The 18,408-nt window shown below is 59.3% G+C and carries 11 protein-coding genes; 8 read left to right on the top strand and 3 right to left on the bottom strand.

Annotation, left to right across the window (positions count from 1 at the left end):
* Window positions 1-174: 174 nt before the first annotated feature.
* A complete protein-coding gene (locus tag AC0L8G_RS11675; RefSeq protein WP_473384368.1) occupies window positions 175-663 on the bottom strand; it encodes a DUF4396 domain-containing protein in 489 nt (162 codons plus the stop codon).
* A 98-nt stretch (window positions 664-761) separates the two neighbouring features.
* Here AC0L8G_RS11675 and AC0L8G_RS11680 point away from each other — a divergent pair, with 98 nt between their 5' ends.
* From AC0L8G_RS11680 to AC0L8G_RS11695, 4 genes are all read left to right on the top strand, one after another.
* A complete protein-coding gene (locus AC0L8G_RS11680) occupies window positions 762-1,037 on the top strand; it encodes a metal-sensitive transcriptional regulator (protein ID WP_473384369.1) in 276 nt (91 codons plus the stop codon).
* A gap of 96 nt (window positions 1,038-1,133) precedes the next feature.
* Window positions 1,134-1,541 carry a hypothetical protein gene (locus AC0L8G_RS11685; RefSeq protein WP_473384370.1) on the top strand — a complete coding sequence of 136 codons (408 nt, stop codon included), beginning with the start codon at window positions 1,134-1,136 and terminating at the stop codon, window positions 1,539-1,541.
* 80 nt (window positions 1,542-1,621) lie between these two features.
* Window positions 1,622-2,692 carry a transporter family protein gene (locus tag AC0L8G_RS11690; protein WP_473384371.1) on the top strand — a complete coding sequence of 357 codons (1,071 nt, stop codon included), beginning with the start codon at window positions 1,622-1,624 and terminating at the stop codon, window positions 2,690-2,692.
* Window positions 2,693-2,703: 11 nt separating this feature from the next.
* Complete coding sequence (locus AC0L8G_RS11695; RefSeq protein ID WP_473384372.1) at window positions 2,704-3,186, top strand: copper chaperone PCu(A)C; 483 nt, start codon at window positions 2,704-2,706, stop codon at window positions 3,184-3,186.
* A 74-nt stretch (window positions 3,187-3,260) separates the two neighbouring features.
* On the opposite strand, the gene AC0L8G_RS11700 is transcribed toward AC0L8G_RS11695, so the two are convergent.
* The gene (locus AC0L8G_RS11700) at window positions 3,261-6,623 is read right to left on the bottom strand and encodes an amidohydrolase family protein (RefSeq protein WP_473384373.1); all 3,363 of its coding nucleotides are present in this window, start codon (window positions 6,621-6,623) and stop codon (window positions 3,261-3,263) included.
* A 457-nt stretch (window positions 6,624-7,080) separates the two neighbouring features.
* Between AC0L8G_RS11700 and rplJ the strand changes: the two genes are divergently transcribed.
* From rplJ to rpoC, 4 genes are all read left to right on the top strand, one after another.
* Window positions 7,081-7,593 (top strand): 50S ribosomal protein L10, encoded by a 513-nt coding sequence (rplJ, locus tag AC0L8G_RS11705; protein ID WP_473384374.1) that lies wholly within the window; start codon window positions 7,081-7,083, stop codon window positions 7,591-7,593.
* A gap of 49 nt (window positions 7,594-7,642) precedes the next feature.
* Window positions 7,643-8,020: a 50S ribosomal protein L7/L12 gene (rplL, locus tag AC0L8G_RS11710; RefSeq protein ID WP_473384375.1), complete on the top strand. Its 378-nt coding sequence runs from the start codon at window positions 7,643-7,645 to the stop codon at window positions 8,018-8,020.
* Window positions 8,021-8,309: 289 nt separating this feature from the next.
* The gene (gene rpoB / locus AC0L8G_RS11715) at window positions 8,310-12,395 is read left to right on the top strand and encodes a DNA-directed RNA polymerase subunit beta (RefSeq protein ID WP_473384376.1); all 4,086 of its coding nucleotides are present in this window, start codon (window positions 8,310-8,312) and stop codon (window positions 12,393-12,395) included.
* A gap of 75 nt (window positions 12,396-12,470) precedes the next feature.
* Window positions 12,471-16,718 (top strand): DNA-directed RNA polymerase subunit beta', encoded by a 4,248-nt coding sequence (gene rpoC / locus AC0L8G_RS11720; RefSeq protein ID WP_473384377.1) that lies wholly within the window; start codon window positions 12,471-12,473, stop codon window positions 16,716-16,718.
* A gap of 80 nt (window positions 16,719-16,798) precedes the next feature.
* On the opposite strand, the gene AC0L8G_RS11725 is transcribed toward rpoC, so the two are convergent.
* Window positions 16,799-18,055, bottom strand: a complete 1,257-nt coding sequence (locus AC0L8G_RS11725; RefSeq protein ID WP_473384378.1) for a glycosyltransferase family 4 protein — start codon at window positions 18,053-18,055, stop codon at window positions 16,799-16,801.
* Between the last annotated feature and the right edge of the window lie 353 nt (window positions 18,056-18,408).

The following is an 18,408-nucleotide window of genomic DNA, read 5'->3' on the forward strand; positions in this document are numbered from 1 at the left end:
ATGTTTAATCAATAGAGTTAAAGGTCAACCCCACAAAAGTATTTAGTCAAGACTGCCTATTCTGCTGACTTAGAAAAAGCCTGCAGTTGTTGTTGTTTGTTGATTTAGGACAGGCGAAAACTTTCCGAATTGTCGGCTGCGTTCGGGTGCGCGGCGGTGGAGGGGCCGTTTTTGTTAGTGGCACATTTTAAGGTCGCGGCTTAACAGCCACCAATTGACGGGCCATGCGGCGAGAAATCCGGCGGGAATGGCGACCGCCAGTCCGATCCAGAACATTGGCGAGAAAACCGATCCGGCATTCATTCCGCCGACCATATAGTCAGCGCCGTTCATGGCGATTTCCATGACGCCGATTGAAACCGCTTCGCCGATCCAGATCAGTTTCAGGGCTTGCCAGAAGGTTTTGTTCTGCCTGCGCATGACTGGCAGGAGCCCGAGCGTGAATCCGGAAAGATAAGCGAGCGTTGTCGCCAGGATTATTGTGGGCCACACGCCAAGCCCCAATGTCACGCCGATGGCGAGCCCGGCTACCTCGCCAATGACGCAGCCGGTGAGGCAGTGCAGCGTAGCTTGCGCCGAGGTGACGAGCGCGCCTGCGCCGTGACCGGCATGGGCGTGATGGTTGTGGTCTTCGGCGCCATGCGCCTTGCAATGCGGGTCCATCGCTTGGGTTCTCCTGAATAAAGCTTGTCGGGGGGCTTGGCTGGCCCAGGCTAGCCATTTATATACCCCCATAGGGTATATCAAGACACGGTTTCGTTATGGCTCATCAGAACAAAGCGTCCACGCTCAAGCGCCTCAACAGAATTGAAGGGCAGGTGCGCGGCATCGCTCGTATGATTGAAGAGGAGCGCTACTGCATCGACATCCTCAACCAACTGCTGGCCGTGAAAGCCGCGCTGGGCAAAGTGGAGGATGCGGTGCTTTCCGATCACGCCGCCACTTGCGTTGAGGCCGCCGTCACCTCTGGCGATCCATCGGATCAGCGAGAAAAATTCAACGAGCTTGTTGAGCTTATAGCGAGAGTGAAGCGTTGAGCGCTTTGCGTCCTGCGACACCACGCCTGCCGAAAGTTGGTTGCCGCGCCGGCTGAAGTTGCGCTTTATAGCGCTGGTGATGTTTCCCGGCAGGCGATGACAAGATTTCTGACCATCTGGTGCAAGCGCTTAAAAGTCCTTTTGATCGGACTGTTTTCGCTTGCGCAGGCATTGCCGGCGGGGGCTGCGGTCGCGCCTGGCGATGACGGGGAATTCCTGATCGTCATGTGCACGCCGGAAGGCGCCAAGACGGTCAGCTGGGAGGAGGCGACCGGCGAGCCTTCGCCTTTTGCGCCCCGCTCTCATGATGACGGGAATTCGCAAGACCCTTGTCATGCCTGCGCCACCGGCGCGTGCGCCGGCGGCAAATTGAAACTTGCCGACATTCTGCTTCCGAATGTTTTTCTGATGACGCCGGTTACGGTGATCGACATCACCCCGCCGGTGTTTGACCGCATAGTCGCCGGCCCGCCCATGCCGTCGCGGGCGCCGCCGATATCCTGATTTAGCTAACGCAATTCGTTTTGTCGCAGCGGGCGCTTGATGCGCGCGCTGCTGTTTGCTGCGCTAATCAGGAGAAAATCATGCGCGCTTTTATTCTTGGCGCCGGCTTGGCGGCCGTCGCGACGACATCCGTTTTTGCGGATGAAACCATCGCCAAAAACCATGCGCCAATCGGCGTGATGGGCGATCACATGCATCACAAGGGAGAGGTGATGTTCTCCTATCGTTATATGCGAATGAGGATGGAGGGAAACCGCATCGGCACAGACGCGATCTCAGCGGATGACATCGCCACGACGATCCCCAACCGGTTCTTCGGCGCGCCGATGCAGCCGCCGACATTGCGCGTCGTGCCGCTAGACATGACCATGAACATGCACATGCTTGGCGCGATGTATGCGCCGACGGACTGGGTGACCCTGATGGCTATGGGGTCGCTGGTCGACAATGACATGGACCACGCCACCTATCAGGGCGGCATGGGAACCACTGTGCTTGGCGGCTTTTCGACAGAGAGCTTCGGCTTTGGCGATGTGAAACTGTCGGCGCTTGTGCGCGCGTTCGAGGCGGATGCCGGCGGCGCGTCTCATCACGCCCATCTCAATCTCGGCGTGTCGCTGCCCACTGGCTCGACCGAGGAGACCGATCAGATCCTGACCCCGATGGGCATGACCCCGACCCCGAGGCTGCCCTATCCGATGCAGCTCGGGTCAGGCACGGTCGATCTGCAGCCCGGCGTCACCTACACCGGCCAGTCGGCGGCCTTTTCCTGGGGCGCGCAATATCTGGCGACGCTTCGGACGGGATCGAACAATGGCTACACGCTCGGCGACAAACATGAGGCGACGGCATGGGCGCAATATGGTCCGGCCCCATGGATCGCTTTTTCCGGGCGCATCGCCTTCCGAACCCAAGGCCGCATTGACGGCTTGGATCCGGCGATCATGGCGCCGGTGCAAACCGCCAACCCGGATTTTCAGGGCGGCGACCGCATAGATGTCGGCGCCGGCGTAAGCTTCGCTGCACAGCATGGTCCCTTAAAGGGCCACCGCTTCGCGCTAGAAGCCTTGCTGCCGGTCTATCAGGACCTCAACGGACCGCAGCTTGAAACCGACTGGACGATCACCGTCGGCTGGCAAAAAGCATTTTAGGGGAGGCGAGGATGATAAAAGCAACCTGGTCATTGCTGGCGGCGGTCGGACTGACCTTCTCCAGCATCGCGGGCCTCGCGCATGAATATGCGAAAAACGAGCTGCTCATTGAGCACCCCTGGGCGCGGCCGTCTTTTTCGGCGCGGGTCCCGGCGGCGGTCTATCTCGACATCGCCAATCGCGGCGAGACGGATGATCGTCTGATCGCCGTCAAAACCGGGCGTGCAAAACACGTTGAATTGCACGCCTCTCAAACTGATCCGCAAGGCATGGTCCGAATGCAGCCATTGGCGCAGGGGCTTTCCGCTCCGGCAGGAACCACTGTTTCGTTCGAGACCGGCGCCTATCACATCATGCTGATCGGGCTCGACAGCAAGCTGACGGAAGGCGAGCGCTTTCCGCTGGTGCTTACTTTCGAAAAGGCCGGCGATATTGAGGTCGAGGTGAAGGTTGAGGACCGGGCGGCGAAGGCGGTTGATCATAGTCACCATTAAGAAAAAAGGGCGGACGCAACTTTTGCGCCCGCCCTTTTCGCCGTCGGTGAACGATAGACGGCAGGCAAGTCTTCTTAATCGGCGGATTTGACGCCGCTGCGATAGATTTCTTCATCGACCCAGTAATACGGCCCGAACGGCGTCGCGGTCGGCCAGACTTCGTCCAGCGTGTCGGCCTCGTACAGGACGCCGCCCTTCATCACATATTGCATGTCGGCGGTGTTGCGGATGTTCTCCAGCGGGTTCGCATTGAGAATGACAAGGTCGGCGAGCTTGCCTTTTTCGAGCGTGCCGAGATCGTCAAGCACGCCGATGAAGCTCGCGCCCTGACGGGTCGCCACATCGAGCGCGCCATGCGGTCCCATCGCCGACGCCGCCATCCAGATCTCCCATTGCGATCCGAGCGCGTGTTGCTGGCCATGGGCGCCGATAACGCCATGGCCGCCTTCAGCGATGATGTCCGCCATGCCCTGTGCAATCAGCGGGAAGCTGTAGTCGGTCACCGGCCGCACGATCGGGCGGCGCGTATGCGTGACGAGAGAACGCCAGGGCAGCCAGCGGCGTTGTTTCTCGTCGCGCCAGACCTCCGATTCCTGCCAGAAGAACTCTTCGTTCCAGATGCCCGGTCCCGCCACCACAAAGGTCGGCGAGTAATAGGCGTTTGCGGCGCCGAGAAATTTCGCCACATCGCTATAGAGCGGCACGATGCCGATCGGATGTTCAAATCCGGTCTGACCATCCATGATCATGCCGAGATTGTAAGGCAGCTCGCCGCCTTCCGCCGTCACCATCAGACCTTCTTTGCGGGCGATGTCGCTAACCCATTGGCGCTGATCGCGGCGCGGCTGCATATACTGCTTCAGCATTACAGCGCCCCACGATTTCAGGGTCGCAACTTCGTTTTCGGCGGCCTCGTAACTGGTGAGGATGTTGTTGCGCGGCCCGTCGCGATTATAGAGCGGATCGCCGGTTGAAAACTGCCGCGGTCCGATCAGCAGGCCAGCCTCGACCATCTCCGCATTGCTGAACACATTTTGCGACCACATGGAGTTGTCGAGCGTCGTGGTCACGCCATAGGCGAGGTAGGACGCATTCTCATAGCCGCGGCGCGGAATCATGCCGTTATATTCGCGGTTGTGATGCGCATGCATGTCGATGAAGCCGGGCGTGATGGTTTTGCCTGTTGCATCGATAAGCCGATCAGCGCCCGCCGTGTCGCAATCGCCGACACAGGTGATGCGCGCGCCGTCAACAACCAGCGTCCCGTCTTCGATCACCTCTTCTCCGTTCATCGTGATGATGCGCGCATGGGTGAAGGCGATCCGGCCTTTGGGCGTGTTGCGCGGAATAGTGAGGGTGATTTCTGTTTGCTGCGTTTCCTCCGTGTGGAGATCATAGCTGTAATAGATTTTCGCCGAATTGAATTCGACCGTGCGGCTGTTGCGCCAGTTGGGATAGAGGCCGCCGGTTATCGACAGAGCTTTTGCCGGCAGCTTTGTGGCGTCTTCTTTTTTCGTGAGAACAAGCGGCTTGCCGGCGGATGCGTTATAGGGCAGCGGCGCGAGATACACATTGTCGCCCTCTAGGAACGCCACATGGGCGCCGTCCGGCGAGATGGCCGCTTCATCGGCGAACAGGAAGCGCGCATGGATGCGCGGCGGGTCGATGGTTGTTTTCGCCGGAACGGAAACGAGTTCGGAGAATGGGTCGCCGCCAAACGCCGCCTCATCGCGCGGCGCGCCGCGCAGAAAGAAGATGCGGTTCTCCGGCCCCCAGATTGGTCGCGGCAATTGCTGCCGCTGGTCGCCAAAGCCATTCATATAGTCGATCTGCGCGACAATCGTCGGCGCGCCGCCATTGGCGGAATAGACTGCGATGTTCCACCATGCATTGTTCGAGATATTGCGCCCCCGCGCCGTGTAATTGGCGCCTTTGCCGACTGCGATAAACTTGCCGTCCGCGCTCCAGTCCGGATTGGCGTATTCGCCCGCTTCGGTTGAAAGCCGTTTCGGTGCGCCGCCGCTGGCGCGGACTTTCCAGAGCTGACCGCGATCGCCGTCATCCCAACTGACAAATGCGATATTGCGTCCGTCTGGCGACCAGGCGGGGCCGAATTCCAGAAGGTCGTCGCTGAGATTGGTCAGCCGTTTCGGTTTGCCATTGGGCAAGCTCTGCACCCAGATCTTTCCGACTGCCTGAAAGGCAAGGGTCTTGCCGTTGGGAGAGGCAGCGGCCCAGCGTATGAACTTCGCATCAAAGGGCGCGTCCTCGATGCGGAAAGTTTTGTAGGCTTGCTCGGAGATTGTGCGTTGAACGCGCGCAGTAAACGCGATCGCCGTCACGTCGCCGCTTTTCACATCGACCTTGTGCAGCTTGCCGCCCTGGGTGACGACGACGAAACGTCCGTCGGGCGTAAAGCTGTAGCCCGGGAAAACGCGCGGCGATTTGTATCCTTCGGTAAGGTCCTGCTCCACCGGGTCCATGAGGATGCGTTCTTCGCCGGTCTTGAGATCGCGCAGCCAAAGCGCCGTGCGCGGACCGAACTCATGGCCCTTGAACGAGATCAGTCCATCCGGAATGCGGCGGATGAAGGTCATATAGCGGCCGTCCGGAGAAATCTCCGGCGCCGCCATGCCGCCGCTGGACCAGCGCCGTTGCTGGGCGAGAATGCCCTGACTTTCTTCGCGGATTTCGCCGGTCTGAAGATCGAGGCGGCGAACCTGCATCTCGCCCATCAGCGCATCATGGCGTCCGCCCCACGCCCTGGGGCCGGTCGTCACTTCAAAATAGAGAAATTTTCCGTCGGCGGAGGGGGAGGGCCAGGATGCTTCGGGCTGGTCATCGCCGACAATCTGCACGCCCTTGCCGCCTGAGCGATGGAACATCCAGATGCCTTCTTCTGGTTTGACGCCCGCTTTGTGCAGGCTTGTCTTGCGCGCAAAGATATATTGGCCGTCGGCGCTCCAGGCTGGCGTTTGATAGCGGGCGTCGAGGTCTTCCCGGATCTGCACCGGGTTCGAGCCGTCTGCATCCATGATCCACAGATTGCTCTGGCCTTTGCGATCGGAAATGAACGCGATGTGTTTGCCGTCCGGCGAATATTGCGGGTGATAATTGATGGCGACGCCGCTGTCGGCAGTCAGATTTTCCGCGTCGCCGCCCGTAATCGGCATCCGGTAAATGCTGGCGAGCAGGTCAAAGACGATCCATTTCCCATCCGGAGAAACGTCCGCCGACATGAAGGTACCTTCACTGGTCTCAAAGTCGATGTCGCGCGTCTTGCCGCGGGCGAGCGTGGTGTCCCAGTCGGACGCCTCTTGCGCGCTTTGCGCAGCTCCATCCGGCTGTTGCGCTGCTGCGGCGTAACCGGCGGCGGACGCCAGGCAAGAGGCGGCGGAAGCCGCGACTATTGCGGCTGACAAACGAAATCGATCCATGAAGAGGCCCCGCTAATGATTTTTATTTGCTTGATGCCTATAGGACTCGGGGCAAGCCCAACTGGCCGAAAGTTTTTTGAAAGGGGCAGGCGGGCGAGGGGGAAAACCGCCTGTTTTGCCGGATTTTCGTCCCTGAAGCCTTGCAATCGCCGGAAAAACTGGTAATCGCACGCTCGCACCCGGTTCGCCGGGCGCTACCTGTCCGAGACTGCGGGTGCGGAGAAATCTGCTTAATCTCCCGCATAGACAGAGGGAAAAGGATCAGCTGGGCGCCGTTTTACGGAATTGGGGCCCGATCTGTCCATTGAACCTTCTGGGGCAGGCTCTCTGCGGTGATCGCGGGAGCCTTTTTTGGTTCCTGTATTTCACCGCATAGATCGAAGCCCCCTGCGCGAGCAGGGATTATCTGGGGCCGGGCGTTGTTGCCTGGCCTTGTTTGAACCAAAGGACCTGCCTCATGGACAGAACCCAAAAGGCGGAAATGGTCGACTGGATCGGCGGCGTGTTCGATGCGAATACGGTAGTCGTGGTTGGTAATGGAGGCCTTTCGGTCTCCGAGTTCGAGGCTCTGCGCGGTGAATTGCGCAAGTCCGGCGCCTCCATGAAAATCGTCAAGAATCGTCTCGCCAAGATCGCGATCTCCGGAAAGCCGAGTGAAAAACTCACGAGCCTTTTCGAGGGACCGACCGCCATTGCGTTCTCTGAAGACCCGGTCGCGGCGGCGAAAGCCGTCAAGGAATACGCCAAGAGCAATGAAAAGCTCACGATCCTTGGCGGCGCGATGGGTGAGGAAATCCTCGATGTGAAAGGGGTGGAGGCGCTTGCTTCCATGCCGTCACGCGAAGAGCTTCTGGCCTCTATCGTCCTGACCATCACGTCTCCTGCGGCTCAGCTCGCCGGCGCCATCGGCGCTCCGGCATCGAATATCGCTGGCATCCTGGAGACTCTGGAGAATCGCGAAGCGGCGTAAGTTCGCACCAATTTTTGTAACCCAATCAAAGAACTAGGAACTAAAGACAATGGCTGATCTTAAAAAACTGGCTGAAGAGCTTGTTGGCCTGACGCTTCTCGAAGCGGCTGAGCTGAAAAACATCCTTAAAGACGAGTACGGCATCGAGCCGGCTGCTGGCGCTGTTGCAGTTGCAGCAGCTCCTGGCGCAGGTGGCGGCGAAGCGGCTGAAGAAAAGACCGAATTCGACGTCATTCTGGTCGAAGCAGGCGACAAAAAGATCAACGTGATCAAAGAAGTACGCGCGATCACCGGTCTTGGCCTGAAAGAAGCCAAAGAGCTCGTCGAAGCTGGCGGCAAAGCCGTCAAAGAAGGCGCAGCGAAAGCCGAAGCCGAAGAAATCAAGAAAAAGCTCGAAGAAGCTGGCGCGAAAGTCGAACTCAAGTAGTTTGGCGAAAGCTCCGGTTGGGCGCGCTTTCTCCCGCAATTTCTCCCGATTGGGGGTTGCAGAGGGTTGCGGGCGCGCCTATTACACCCATTCGCCGCCGACGGAGCCCCCGTCGGCGGCTTCAGGTTTTGCGGCGACGTGCTTCGGATAATCGAGATCAAATTTTAGTCACCCGCGACCCGCGGTCGAACTCCGGTCCGGCCGACGGGGCTTTTGTGCATGCGTTAACCCTGTTTGTCGCCAGGGATAGCGAGCGCATTTCGGCTGACACCCGCTTGTGAGGACAAAGATGGCGCAATCCTTCGTCGAGAAGAAACGCATTCGCAAAAGCTTCGGTCGCATCGGTGATGCTGCGCCGATGCCGAACCTTATTCAGGTTCAAAAGGATTCCTACGAACAATTCCTGCAGCGTTTCGCCAAGCCGGAAGACCGGCTGGTGGACGGCCTTGAAGCGGTGTTCCGCTCGGTTTTCCCGATCTCGGATTTCACCGAGACGGCGACGCTTGAATATGTCTCCTATGAGTTTGAGGAGCCGAAATACGACACCGAAGAGTGCCAGCAGCGCGATATGACCTACGCGGCGCCGCTCAAGGTGACGTTGCGCCTGATCGTCTTTGAAGTAGACGAAGAAACCGGCGCCAAGTCCGTCAAGGACATCAAGGAGCAGGAAGTCTACATGGGCGACATGCCGCTCATGACCGACAACGGCACCTTTATCGTCAACGGCACCGAGCGCGTCATCGTCTCCCAGATGCACCGTTCGCCGGGCGTGTTCTTCGATCACGACAAGGGCAAGACCCATTCTTCGGGCAAGCTGCTTTTCGCCGCGCGGATCATCCCGTATCGCGGCTCGTGGCTCGACTTTGAATTCGACGCCAAAGACATCGTCAATGTGCGCATCGACCGCCGCCGCAAGCTGCCGGCGACGACGCTGCTTTACGCGCTCGGCATGGATCAGGAAGAGATCCTCGACGAATTCTACGACCGCGTTCCGCACAAGAAGATTAAAACCGGCTGGACAATGCCGTATAATCCTGAGCGCTGGAAAGGCGTGAAGGTCGACCGCGATCTCATCAACGCCAAGAATGGCGAAGTGGTGCTCGAGGCCGGCAAGAAAATGTCCGCCCGCGCCGCCAAGAAACTCGCGGAAGACGGGTTGAAGGATCTTCTTCTTTCTGACGAAGAGATGATCGGACGTTATTTCGCATCTGACCTCGTGAACTTCGATTCCGGTGAGATTTTCGGCGAAGCTGGCGAGGAGATCACCGCCGAGCATATCGAAACATTCGCAGATATCGGCATTGATGCGTTCGACACGATCGACGTCGATCACATCAATATCGGCGCTTATGTTCGCAACTCGCTGAATGCGGACAAAAACCGCAACCGCGAAATGGCGCTGATCGATATTTACCGCGTCATGCGTCCGGGCGAGCCGCCGACACTGGAAACGGCGGAAGGCCTCTTCTACTCATTGTTCTTCGATCCCGAGCGCTATGACCTTTCATCGGTCGGCCGGGTGAAGATGAATATCCGTCTCGGCTTTGAAACCGAAGACACGCTGCGCACGCTTCGCAAGGAAGACATCCTCTCCGTGCTGAAGACCATCGTGCAGTTGCGCGACGGCAAAGGCGAAATCGACGACATCGACAATCTCGGCAACCGCCGGGTGCGTTCGGTCGGCGAACTGATGGAGAACCAGTACCGCATTGGCCTTCTCCGCATGGAGCGCGCGATCAAGGAACGCATGTCGTCAGCTGAACTCGATACGCTGATGCCGCACGACCTGATCAACGCCAAGCCGGCCGCGGCGGCGGTGCGTGAATTCTTCGGCTCTTCGCAGCTGTCGCAGTTCATGGACCAGACCAACCCGCTTTCCGAGATCACTCACAAGCGCCGCCTTTCAGCGCTTGGGCCGGGCGGTCTCACCCGTGAGCGCGCAGGCTTTGAAGTCCGCGACGTCCACCCGACCCATTATGGCCGGATCTGCCCGATTGAAACGCCGGAAGGACCGAATATTGGTCTGATCAACTCGCTGGCGACCCATGCGCAGGTCAACAAATACGGCTTCATTGAAAGCCCGTATCGTCGCGTCGAAAACGGACGCCTGACGGACGACGTTGTGTATCTCTCCGCGATGGAAGAGGCGCGCTACAATATTGCGCAGGCGAATGCCGAGGTCGATGAGAGCGGCATGCTGCTCAATGAATTCGTCAACTGCCGGGCAGGCGCCTTCCGCGACGCCACGCTGATCCCGCGCGAGGAAGTCAACTATATCGACGTGTCGCCGAAGCAGCTTGTTTCGGTCGCCGCTGCGCTCATTCCGTTCCTCGAAAACGATGACGCCAACCGCGCGCTCATGGGCTCGAACATGCAGCGTCAGGCTGTGCCGCTGCTGCAGGCAGAGGCGCCGTTTGTCGGCACCGGCATGGAGTCGGTTGTGGCCCGGGATTCCGGCGCTGCGGTCGCCGCCCGCCGCCCTGGCATCGTCGAGCAGGTTGACGCGCAGCGTATCGTTATCCGCGCGACGGAAGAAAAAGACCCGACCAAGCCCGGCGTCGACATCTTCAATCTGCGCAAGTTCCAGCGTTCGAACCAGAACACCTGTATCAACCAGCGTCCGCTGGTGAAGATCGGCGATATGGTGCGCGACGGCGACATCATCGCTGACGGTCCGTCTACGGATCTTGGCGAACTCGCGCTCGGCAAGAACGTGCTCGTCGCGTTCATGCCGTGGAACGGCTACAACTTCGAGGACTCGATCCTCATTTCCGAACGCATCGTGCGCGATGACGTGTTCACCTCCATCCACCTCGAAGAGTTCGAAGTGATGGCGCGCGACACCAAGCTCGGTCCGGAAGAAATCACCCGCGATATTCCGAACGTCTCGGAAGAGGCGCTTCGCAATCTCGACGAAGCGGGCATCGTCGCCATCGGCGCCGAAGTCCATCCGGGCGACATTCTCGTGGGCAAAATCACGCCGAAGGGCGAGAGCCCGATGACGCCGGAAGAAAAACTTCTGCGCGCCATCTTCGGTGAAAAAGCCTCCGATGTGCGCGACACGTCGCTGAAACTGCCGCCGGGCGTTGCGGGCACGGTCGTTGAGGTCCGTGTCTTCAACCGTCACGGCGTCGACAAAGACGAACGCGCCGTGTCGATCGAGCGTGAGGAAATCGAGCGTCTTGCAAAAGACCGCGACGACGAACTCGCTATCCTCGAGCGCAACGTCTATGGCCGTCTGCAGCCATTGCTTCAGGGCAAAGAAGCCGTTTCCGGTCCGAAGAGCTTTGAAAAAGGCCCGATCACCGAAGACGTGCTCGAAAACACGCTGACCAGAGGTCAGTGGTGGAAGATTGGCGTCGCCGATGATGCGGTGATGGCTGAAATCGAAGCCATGAAGAAGCAGTTCGACGATTCGAAAGCGCGCCTCGAGGCTCGCTTCGAAGACAAGGTCGACAAGCTGAAGCGCGGCGACGAACTTCCGCCGGGCGTCATGAAGATGGTCAAGGTCTTCGTTGCGGTGAAGCGCAAGCTGCAGCCGGGCGACAAAATGGCCGGCCGTCACGGCAACAAAGGTGTGATCTCCAAGATCGCGCCGATGGAAGACATGCCGTTCCTCGCAGACGGCACCGCTGTCGACATCGTGCTCAACCCGTTGGGCGTGCCGTCGCGCATGAACGTTGGCCAGATTCTCGAAACCCATCTCGGTTGGGCCTGCCGCGGTCTCGGTCGTCAGATCGACGAGTTGCTGGAGCAGTGGGAAGCCAATAACGCGACCCGCGAAGATCTCATCGCCAAACTGAAAGACGTTTATGGCGAGGATCAGGTGCTGCCGCGCTCGAATGAGGAGCTCAAGGAACTTGGGCAGAACCTCGTTCGCGGCGTTCCGATCGCCACGCCGGTCTTTGACGGCGCGCGCGAAGCGGAAATCGTCAAAATGCTTGAAAAGGCCGGGCTCGAAGAGTCCGGGCAGGTCACGCTGTTTGACGGCCGCACCGGCGACACGTTCAACCGCAAGGTCACCGTGGGCTACAAGTATCTCTTGAAGCTGCACCACCTTGTCGACGACAAGATCCACGCCCGCTCCATCGGCCCATACTCGCTGGTCACCCAGCAGCCATTGGGCGGCAAGGCGCAGTTTGGCGGCCAGCGCTTCGGCGAAATGGAAGTCTGGGCGCTCGAAGCTTACGGCGCGGCTTACACGCTGCAGGAAATGTTGACCGTGAAATCGGACGACGTCGCCGGCCGTACGAAAGTCTATGAGGCGATCGTGCGCGGTGATGACTCGTTCGAAGCGGGCATCCCGGAAAGCTTCAATGTGCTTGTCAAAGAAATGCGTTCGCTCGGCTTGAACGTCGAGCTTCAGAACGGGTGACGCGTCAGCGTTTCCCGTTCCACTTTTTGAATGAACTCGCGGACTGATCATCCGCTCCGATCGTAAGAGGCGCCCATGTCACAGGAACTGCTGAACGTATTCAACCCGACTGCCCCTGCGCAGACGTTCAACAAGATCCGCATCTCGCTGGCGAGCCCGGAGAAAATTCTCTCCTGGTCATTCGGCGAGATCAAAAAGCCTGAAACCATCAATTACCGCACCTTTAAACCGGAGCGGGACGGGCTTTTCTGCGCGCGCATTTTTGGTCCGACCAAGGACTATGAATGCCTGTGCGGCAAATATAAGCGGATGAAGTACAAAGGCATCGTTTGCGAAAAATGCGGTGTTGAAGTCACGCTGACCAAAGTGCGCCGCGAGCGCATGGGCCATATCGAGCTTGCGGCTCCGGTCGCGCATATCTGGTTCCTGAAATCCTTGCCGTCGCGCATCTCGCTGATGCTCGACATGACGTTGAAGGATCTCGAGCGCGTTCTGTATTTCGAACAATATATCGTCATCGAGCCGGGCCTCACCAATCTGACGCCGAACCAGATGCTCACCGAAGAAGAGTATCTGCAGGCCCAGGAAGAGTTTGGCGAAGACTCGTTCACCGCCGGCATCGGCGCCGAAGCGATCCGCGAAATCCTGTCGAATATCGACATGGTCGCGGAAACCGAAAAAATGCGCGTCGACATCGTCGAGTCGACCAGCGAGCTCAAAACCAAAAAGCTCGCCAAGCGCTTGAAGCTGATCACCGCCTTCATCGAATCCGGCAACAAGCCGGAATGGATGATCATGACGGTTATTCCGGTGATCCCGCCGGAACTGCGTCCGCTGGTTCCGCTTGATGGCGGCCGCTTCGCGACATCCGACCTCAACGATCTGTATCGCCGGGTCATCAACCGCAACAACCGCCTGAAGCGCCTGATTGAGCTGCGTGCGCCGGACATCATCGTGCGTAACGAAAAGCGCATGCTGCAAGAGTCTGTCGATGCGCTGTTCGACAATGGCCGTCGTGGCCGCGTCATCACGGGCACCAACAAGCGCCCGCTGAAGTCGCTCTCCGACATGCTGAAAGGCAAGCAGGGCCGCTTCCGTCAGAACCTGCTCGGCAAGCGCGTCGACTATTCCGGCCGTTCGGTGATCGTTGTTGGTCCTGAACTTAAACTGCATGAATGCGGCCTGCCGAAAAAGATGGCGCTCGAGCTGTTCAAGCCGTTCATCTATTCGCGCCTTGACGCCAAGGGTCTGTCTGCGACCGTCAAGCAAGCGAAGAAACTGGTCGAAAAAGAACGTCCCGAAGTCTGGGATATTCTCGACGAGGTTATTCGCGAGCACCCGGTTCTGTTGAACCGCGCGCCGACGCTTCACCGTCTCGGCATTCAGGCGTTCGAGCCGAAACTGATCGAAGGCAAAGCGATCCAGTTGCACCCGCTGGTGTGTACTGCGTTCAACGCTGACTTTGACGGCGACCAGATGGCCGTGCACGTTCCGCTGTCGCTGGAAGCGCAGCTCGAAGCGCGCGTCCTGATGATGTCGACCAACAACATTTTGTCGCCCGCCAACGGCAAGCCGATCATCGTGCCGAGCCAGGACATCATTCTTGGTCTCTACTACATCACGATGGAAAAAGAGGGCGAGCCGGGCGAAGGCAAGGTCTTCGGCACGATCCAGGAGATCGAACACGCGCTGAACGCCGGCGTCGTGACGCTGCACACAAAGATCAAAGCGCGCTGGGAAGGCGTCAACGAAAAGGGCGAAACCTTCCGCGAGATCGTAGAGACAACGCCTGGCCGCATGAAGGTTGCGCAGGTTCTGCCGCGCGATTCCAATGTGCCGTTCTCGGTGATCAACCAGCTCCTGACCAAGAAGACCATTCAGGGCCTGATCGACATCGTCTATCGCCATTGCGGTCAGAAAAAGACGGTGATCTTCGCTGATCACGTCATGGATCTCGGCTTCAAGGAAGCCTGTAAAGCGGGCATCTCCTTCGGAAAGGATGACGTTGTCATTCCGGCTGCGAAGAAGGGTCTTGTTGACGAAACACGCGCGCAGGTTTCCGAGTTTGAATCTCAGTATGCGGAGGGCCTCATCACCCGCGGCGAGAAATACAACAAGGTCATCGACGCCTGGGCGAAATGCACCGATAAAATCGCCGATGCGATGATGGCGGAAATTTCCGAGACCAAATTCGATGAAGAAACGGGCCGGCAAAAAGAGCCGAACTCAATCTACATGATGTCGCATTCGGGTGCGCGTGGTTCGCCAACCCAGATGCGTCAGCTCGGCGCCATGCGCGGTCTGATGGCCAAGCCGTCGGGCGAGATCATCGAAACGCCGATTACGTCGAACTTTAAAGAAGGTCTCACCGTGCTCGAGTACTTCAACTCGACTCACGGCGCGCGGAAAGGTCTCGCGGATACGGCGCTGAAGACAGCGAACTCGGGTTACCTGACCCGTCGTCTCGTTGACGTGGCGCAAGACTGCATCGTTCGCGAAACCGATTGTGGCACGACCAACGGCATCACGATGGAAGCTGTCGTGCGTTCCGGCGACATTGTTGTTCCGTTGTCGCAGATCATCCTCGGCCGCACGCTGCTTGAAGACCTCGCGCATCCGCAGACCGGTGAGATCATTGGCAAGGTCAATGACGAAGTCGATGAAGCGCAGGCGGAAACGATCGAAGCGGCGGGTTTCCAGAAAATCCGTGTACGCTCGGTTCTGACTTGCGACTCCAAAGTCGGCATCTGCGCCAAATGCTACGGCCGCGATCTTGCGCGCGGTTGCCCGGTCAATATCGGCGAATCTGTCGGCGTCATCGCGGCGCAGTCGATCGGCGAGCCGGGCACGCAGCTCACCATGCGTACCTTCCACGTTGGCGGTACGGCCCAGGTTGGCGACACCTCCTTCATCGAGGCGAGCCACGAAGGCACCGTCAAATTCGAGGGCGGCAATGTGCTGGTGGACTCCCAGGGCGATCTCGTCGTCATGGGCCGCAACACGCTGGTCAAAATCGTCGACAGCGACGGTAAGGAACAAGCGTCCTACAAGGTCTCCTACGGCGCCAAATTGCGCGTCAAGGAAGGCGCGCGGGTCACGCGCGGTCTGCGCCTTGCGGACTGGGATCCTTACACCTTGCCGATCCTCACCGAAGTATCCGGCAAGATCAAATTCGAAGACCTTCAAGAAGGCTTCTCCATGCAGGTGGTCGCCGATGAAGCGACCGGTATTGCTAGCCGGGTCGTCATCGACTGGCGCGCCAACCCGCGCGCCGCCGACTTGAAACCGGCGATCGTCATCCTCGATGACAATGGCGAGCCGATGAAGCTCTCCACCGGCGGCGAAGCGCGTTACATGCTGCCTGTCGACGCCATTCTTTCGGTGGAAGACGGCGAACAAATCGCACCGGGCGACGCGCTGGCGCGTATCCCGACCGAAGGCGCCAAGACACGCGACATCACCGGTGGTCTGCCGCGGGTTGCGGAACTGTTCGAAGCGCGCCGTCCGAAAGATCACGCAATCATCGCCGATGTCGATGGCCGCGTCGAATTCGGCCGCGACTACAAGAACAAGCGTCGCATCCGGATCCTGCCGACCGATGAAAGCCTCGAGCCTTCAGATTATCTCGTCCCCAAAGGCCGCCACATTGCGGTTCAGGACGGCGATTTCATCGCCAAGGGCGAGTATCTGATGGACGGCAACCCGGCGCCGCATGACATTCTGGCGATCATGGGGATCGAAGCGCTTGCTGACTTCCTCATCGATGAAATCCAGGAAGTCTATCGTCTGCAGGGCGTGCCGATTAACGACAAGCACATCGAGGTGATCGTTCGCCAGATGCTGCAAAAAGTCGAAGTCACCGATCCGGGCGATTCACTGTTCCTGAAAGAAGAGCAGGTTGACCGCTTCGAATTCGATGAAGCCAACGCCAAGCTCGACGATCAGGGCAAGCGTCCCGCCAAGGCGGTGCCGGTCCTGCTCGGCATCACCAAAGCATCGCTGCAAACGCGGTCCTTCATCTCTGCGGCGTCCTTCCAGGAAACGACGCGCGTCCTCACCGACGCCGCCGTCAATGGCAAGATCGATACGCTCGAGGGCCTCAAAGAAAACGTCATCGTCGGCCGGCTCATTCCGGCGGGTACTGGCGGGGCTATGTCGCGCCATCAGGTCGAGGCCGAGCGCCGCGACCAGGTGCTTATCGACGAGCGTCAAAAACGTGCTGCAGAATCCAGCGCGCCGGCGCTTGAAGGCCCGAGCGAAGCTGAGCCTGTTGCAGAAGCAGCGGCGCCGAGCGACGAAGCGGCGACGGAAGCTGCTGAATAAGCTGGCTGCCAGGAAAAAAAGGCGGGATGATTTCATCCCGCCTTTTTTGTTTGCGGCTGGGCGCGTCCGGGTTTGCAGTTCTAGCTATCGCCGCCGGCGCCGATAATCGCCCGGTATAATTGCGAGCCCCAGGCGCGGGAGCGGTCATATAAAGTCTCCGCGCTGCAGGCGAGGGCGGCGGCGGACAGCCTCTGATAGGCGTCCTGATCATCCAGCAGTCCGGCAATGCTCTGCGTGAGCGCTGGGGTCGAGTCCGCTTCAAAGACCGCGCAGGCGTCCTTTAAAAGCTCGCGCGCGGGCACCACGGTGCTCATCACGGACGGGACCCCCTGCGCCGCCGCCTCGAAGCAGACATAAGCGAGCCCTTCATTAAAGTCGGTGCGCGTCGGGCAGATCATCAGATCTGCTTCTTTAAGCGCCGCCTTAACCGAGGGGCGATCGAGATGACCGGGCGCGCTCGCGACGTCCGAAAGGCCGCGCTTGGCGATTTCCGCCCGCAGGGGCTCCAGAGCGCCGCCGCCGCCAGCGAAAACCAGCCGCAAATCCGGATGAGCCTCGCGCAGCGCGCAAAAGGCGTCGAGGAGGTCAAAGACGCCTTTATTCGCCTCAAGCCGGCCGAGAAACAGAAGGTTGCGGGCAGGGCCGGTGCGCGGCGCGGCTTCGATCGGTTCGGGCTGCTGCGGCACCGCGACAAAACTCGGCAAATCCGGCCGGGTGAGGGTTAACAACTGTCTTTCGCACTCATGCGAGGTGTTGACCGCGCCATCGACGGATCGCATCGCCAGCCTGTAACCCGCATTCAGCAGTTTCTGGCGGGGGCTTAACCCTTTGGCGCCCATGGGCCATCTGGTGTTGTGAACGGTCAGGATGAGGCGGTCGGCGACACGCTTCGCCAGAGGCAGATATTGCCAGTCGAAATCGCTCGCGATCACCGCCACATGGGGCTTGAAGGGGGCGAGGGCCTTTATGCAGGCCTGCGCATAGGCGTAGCGGCTGGCGAAATAGCCCGCAGCGCCCGAGCCCGCCTGATACACCACCTTGGCGAAGGTGAAGTCCCCATCCGTCATGGTCGGGGTCGGCTCGGCGGCCTGGGTGATCAGCATGCCTTCGCATTGGCCGGACTGGCAGAATTCGTAGAATTGGGTGGAGTAGGTGATGCTGGGCACCCTCGGGTCGTGCCGGCCCTCGCGCCAATGCTTGTAGGTGCCATAGACGTCGCCGGGGCCGGGCAGATAGGCGACGCGCAAGGGCGCATCCGGTACAAGCCCGAGCGAACGGCGCAATCTGGCTGGCGCATCGGCGGGCAAGTCGAGAATCGGTTCGTCAAAGGCGGTCATAAATCCAGGCTCCGATGCGCACAGGAGCCCACGCCCCCGCGAAAACGCAATAGAATGGTTTGCCATTGGCGTTCCAGAGGCGCATGATGCGTCTATTGCACACGGAAATATGCAAGAAAACGCCCATTTATGACGCTTTTGTCTGGCAGGTTCTGCGCAAAGGCAAAAAAGCGCCCGGTGGGAGTGAAAAATCTTAAAACCGTATTGACCCGTGGGAGTCGCAACGGTATGTGTCGCGCCGCTGATTGGCTGGCCGTCAGGTTTTCCGCTTTTGGGAAACACTGAAACGCAGCCGCTTTTAGCTGATGACAGTGAAGGTTTTTTGAGCGGCGTTCCGCCTGACGGGGCTCCGC

The sequence above is a fragment of the Hyphococcus sp. D3-15 genome, from assembly GCF_055809375.1.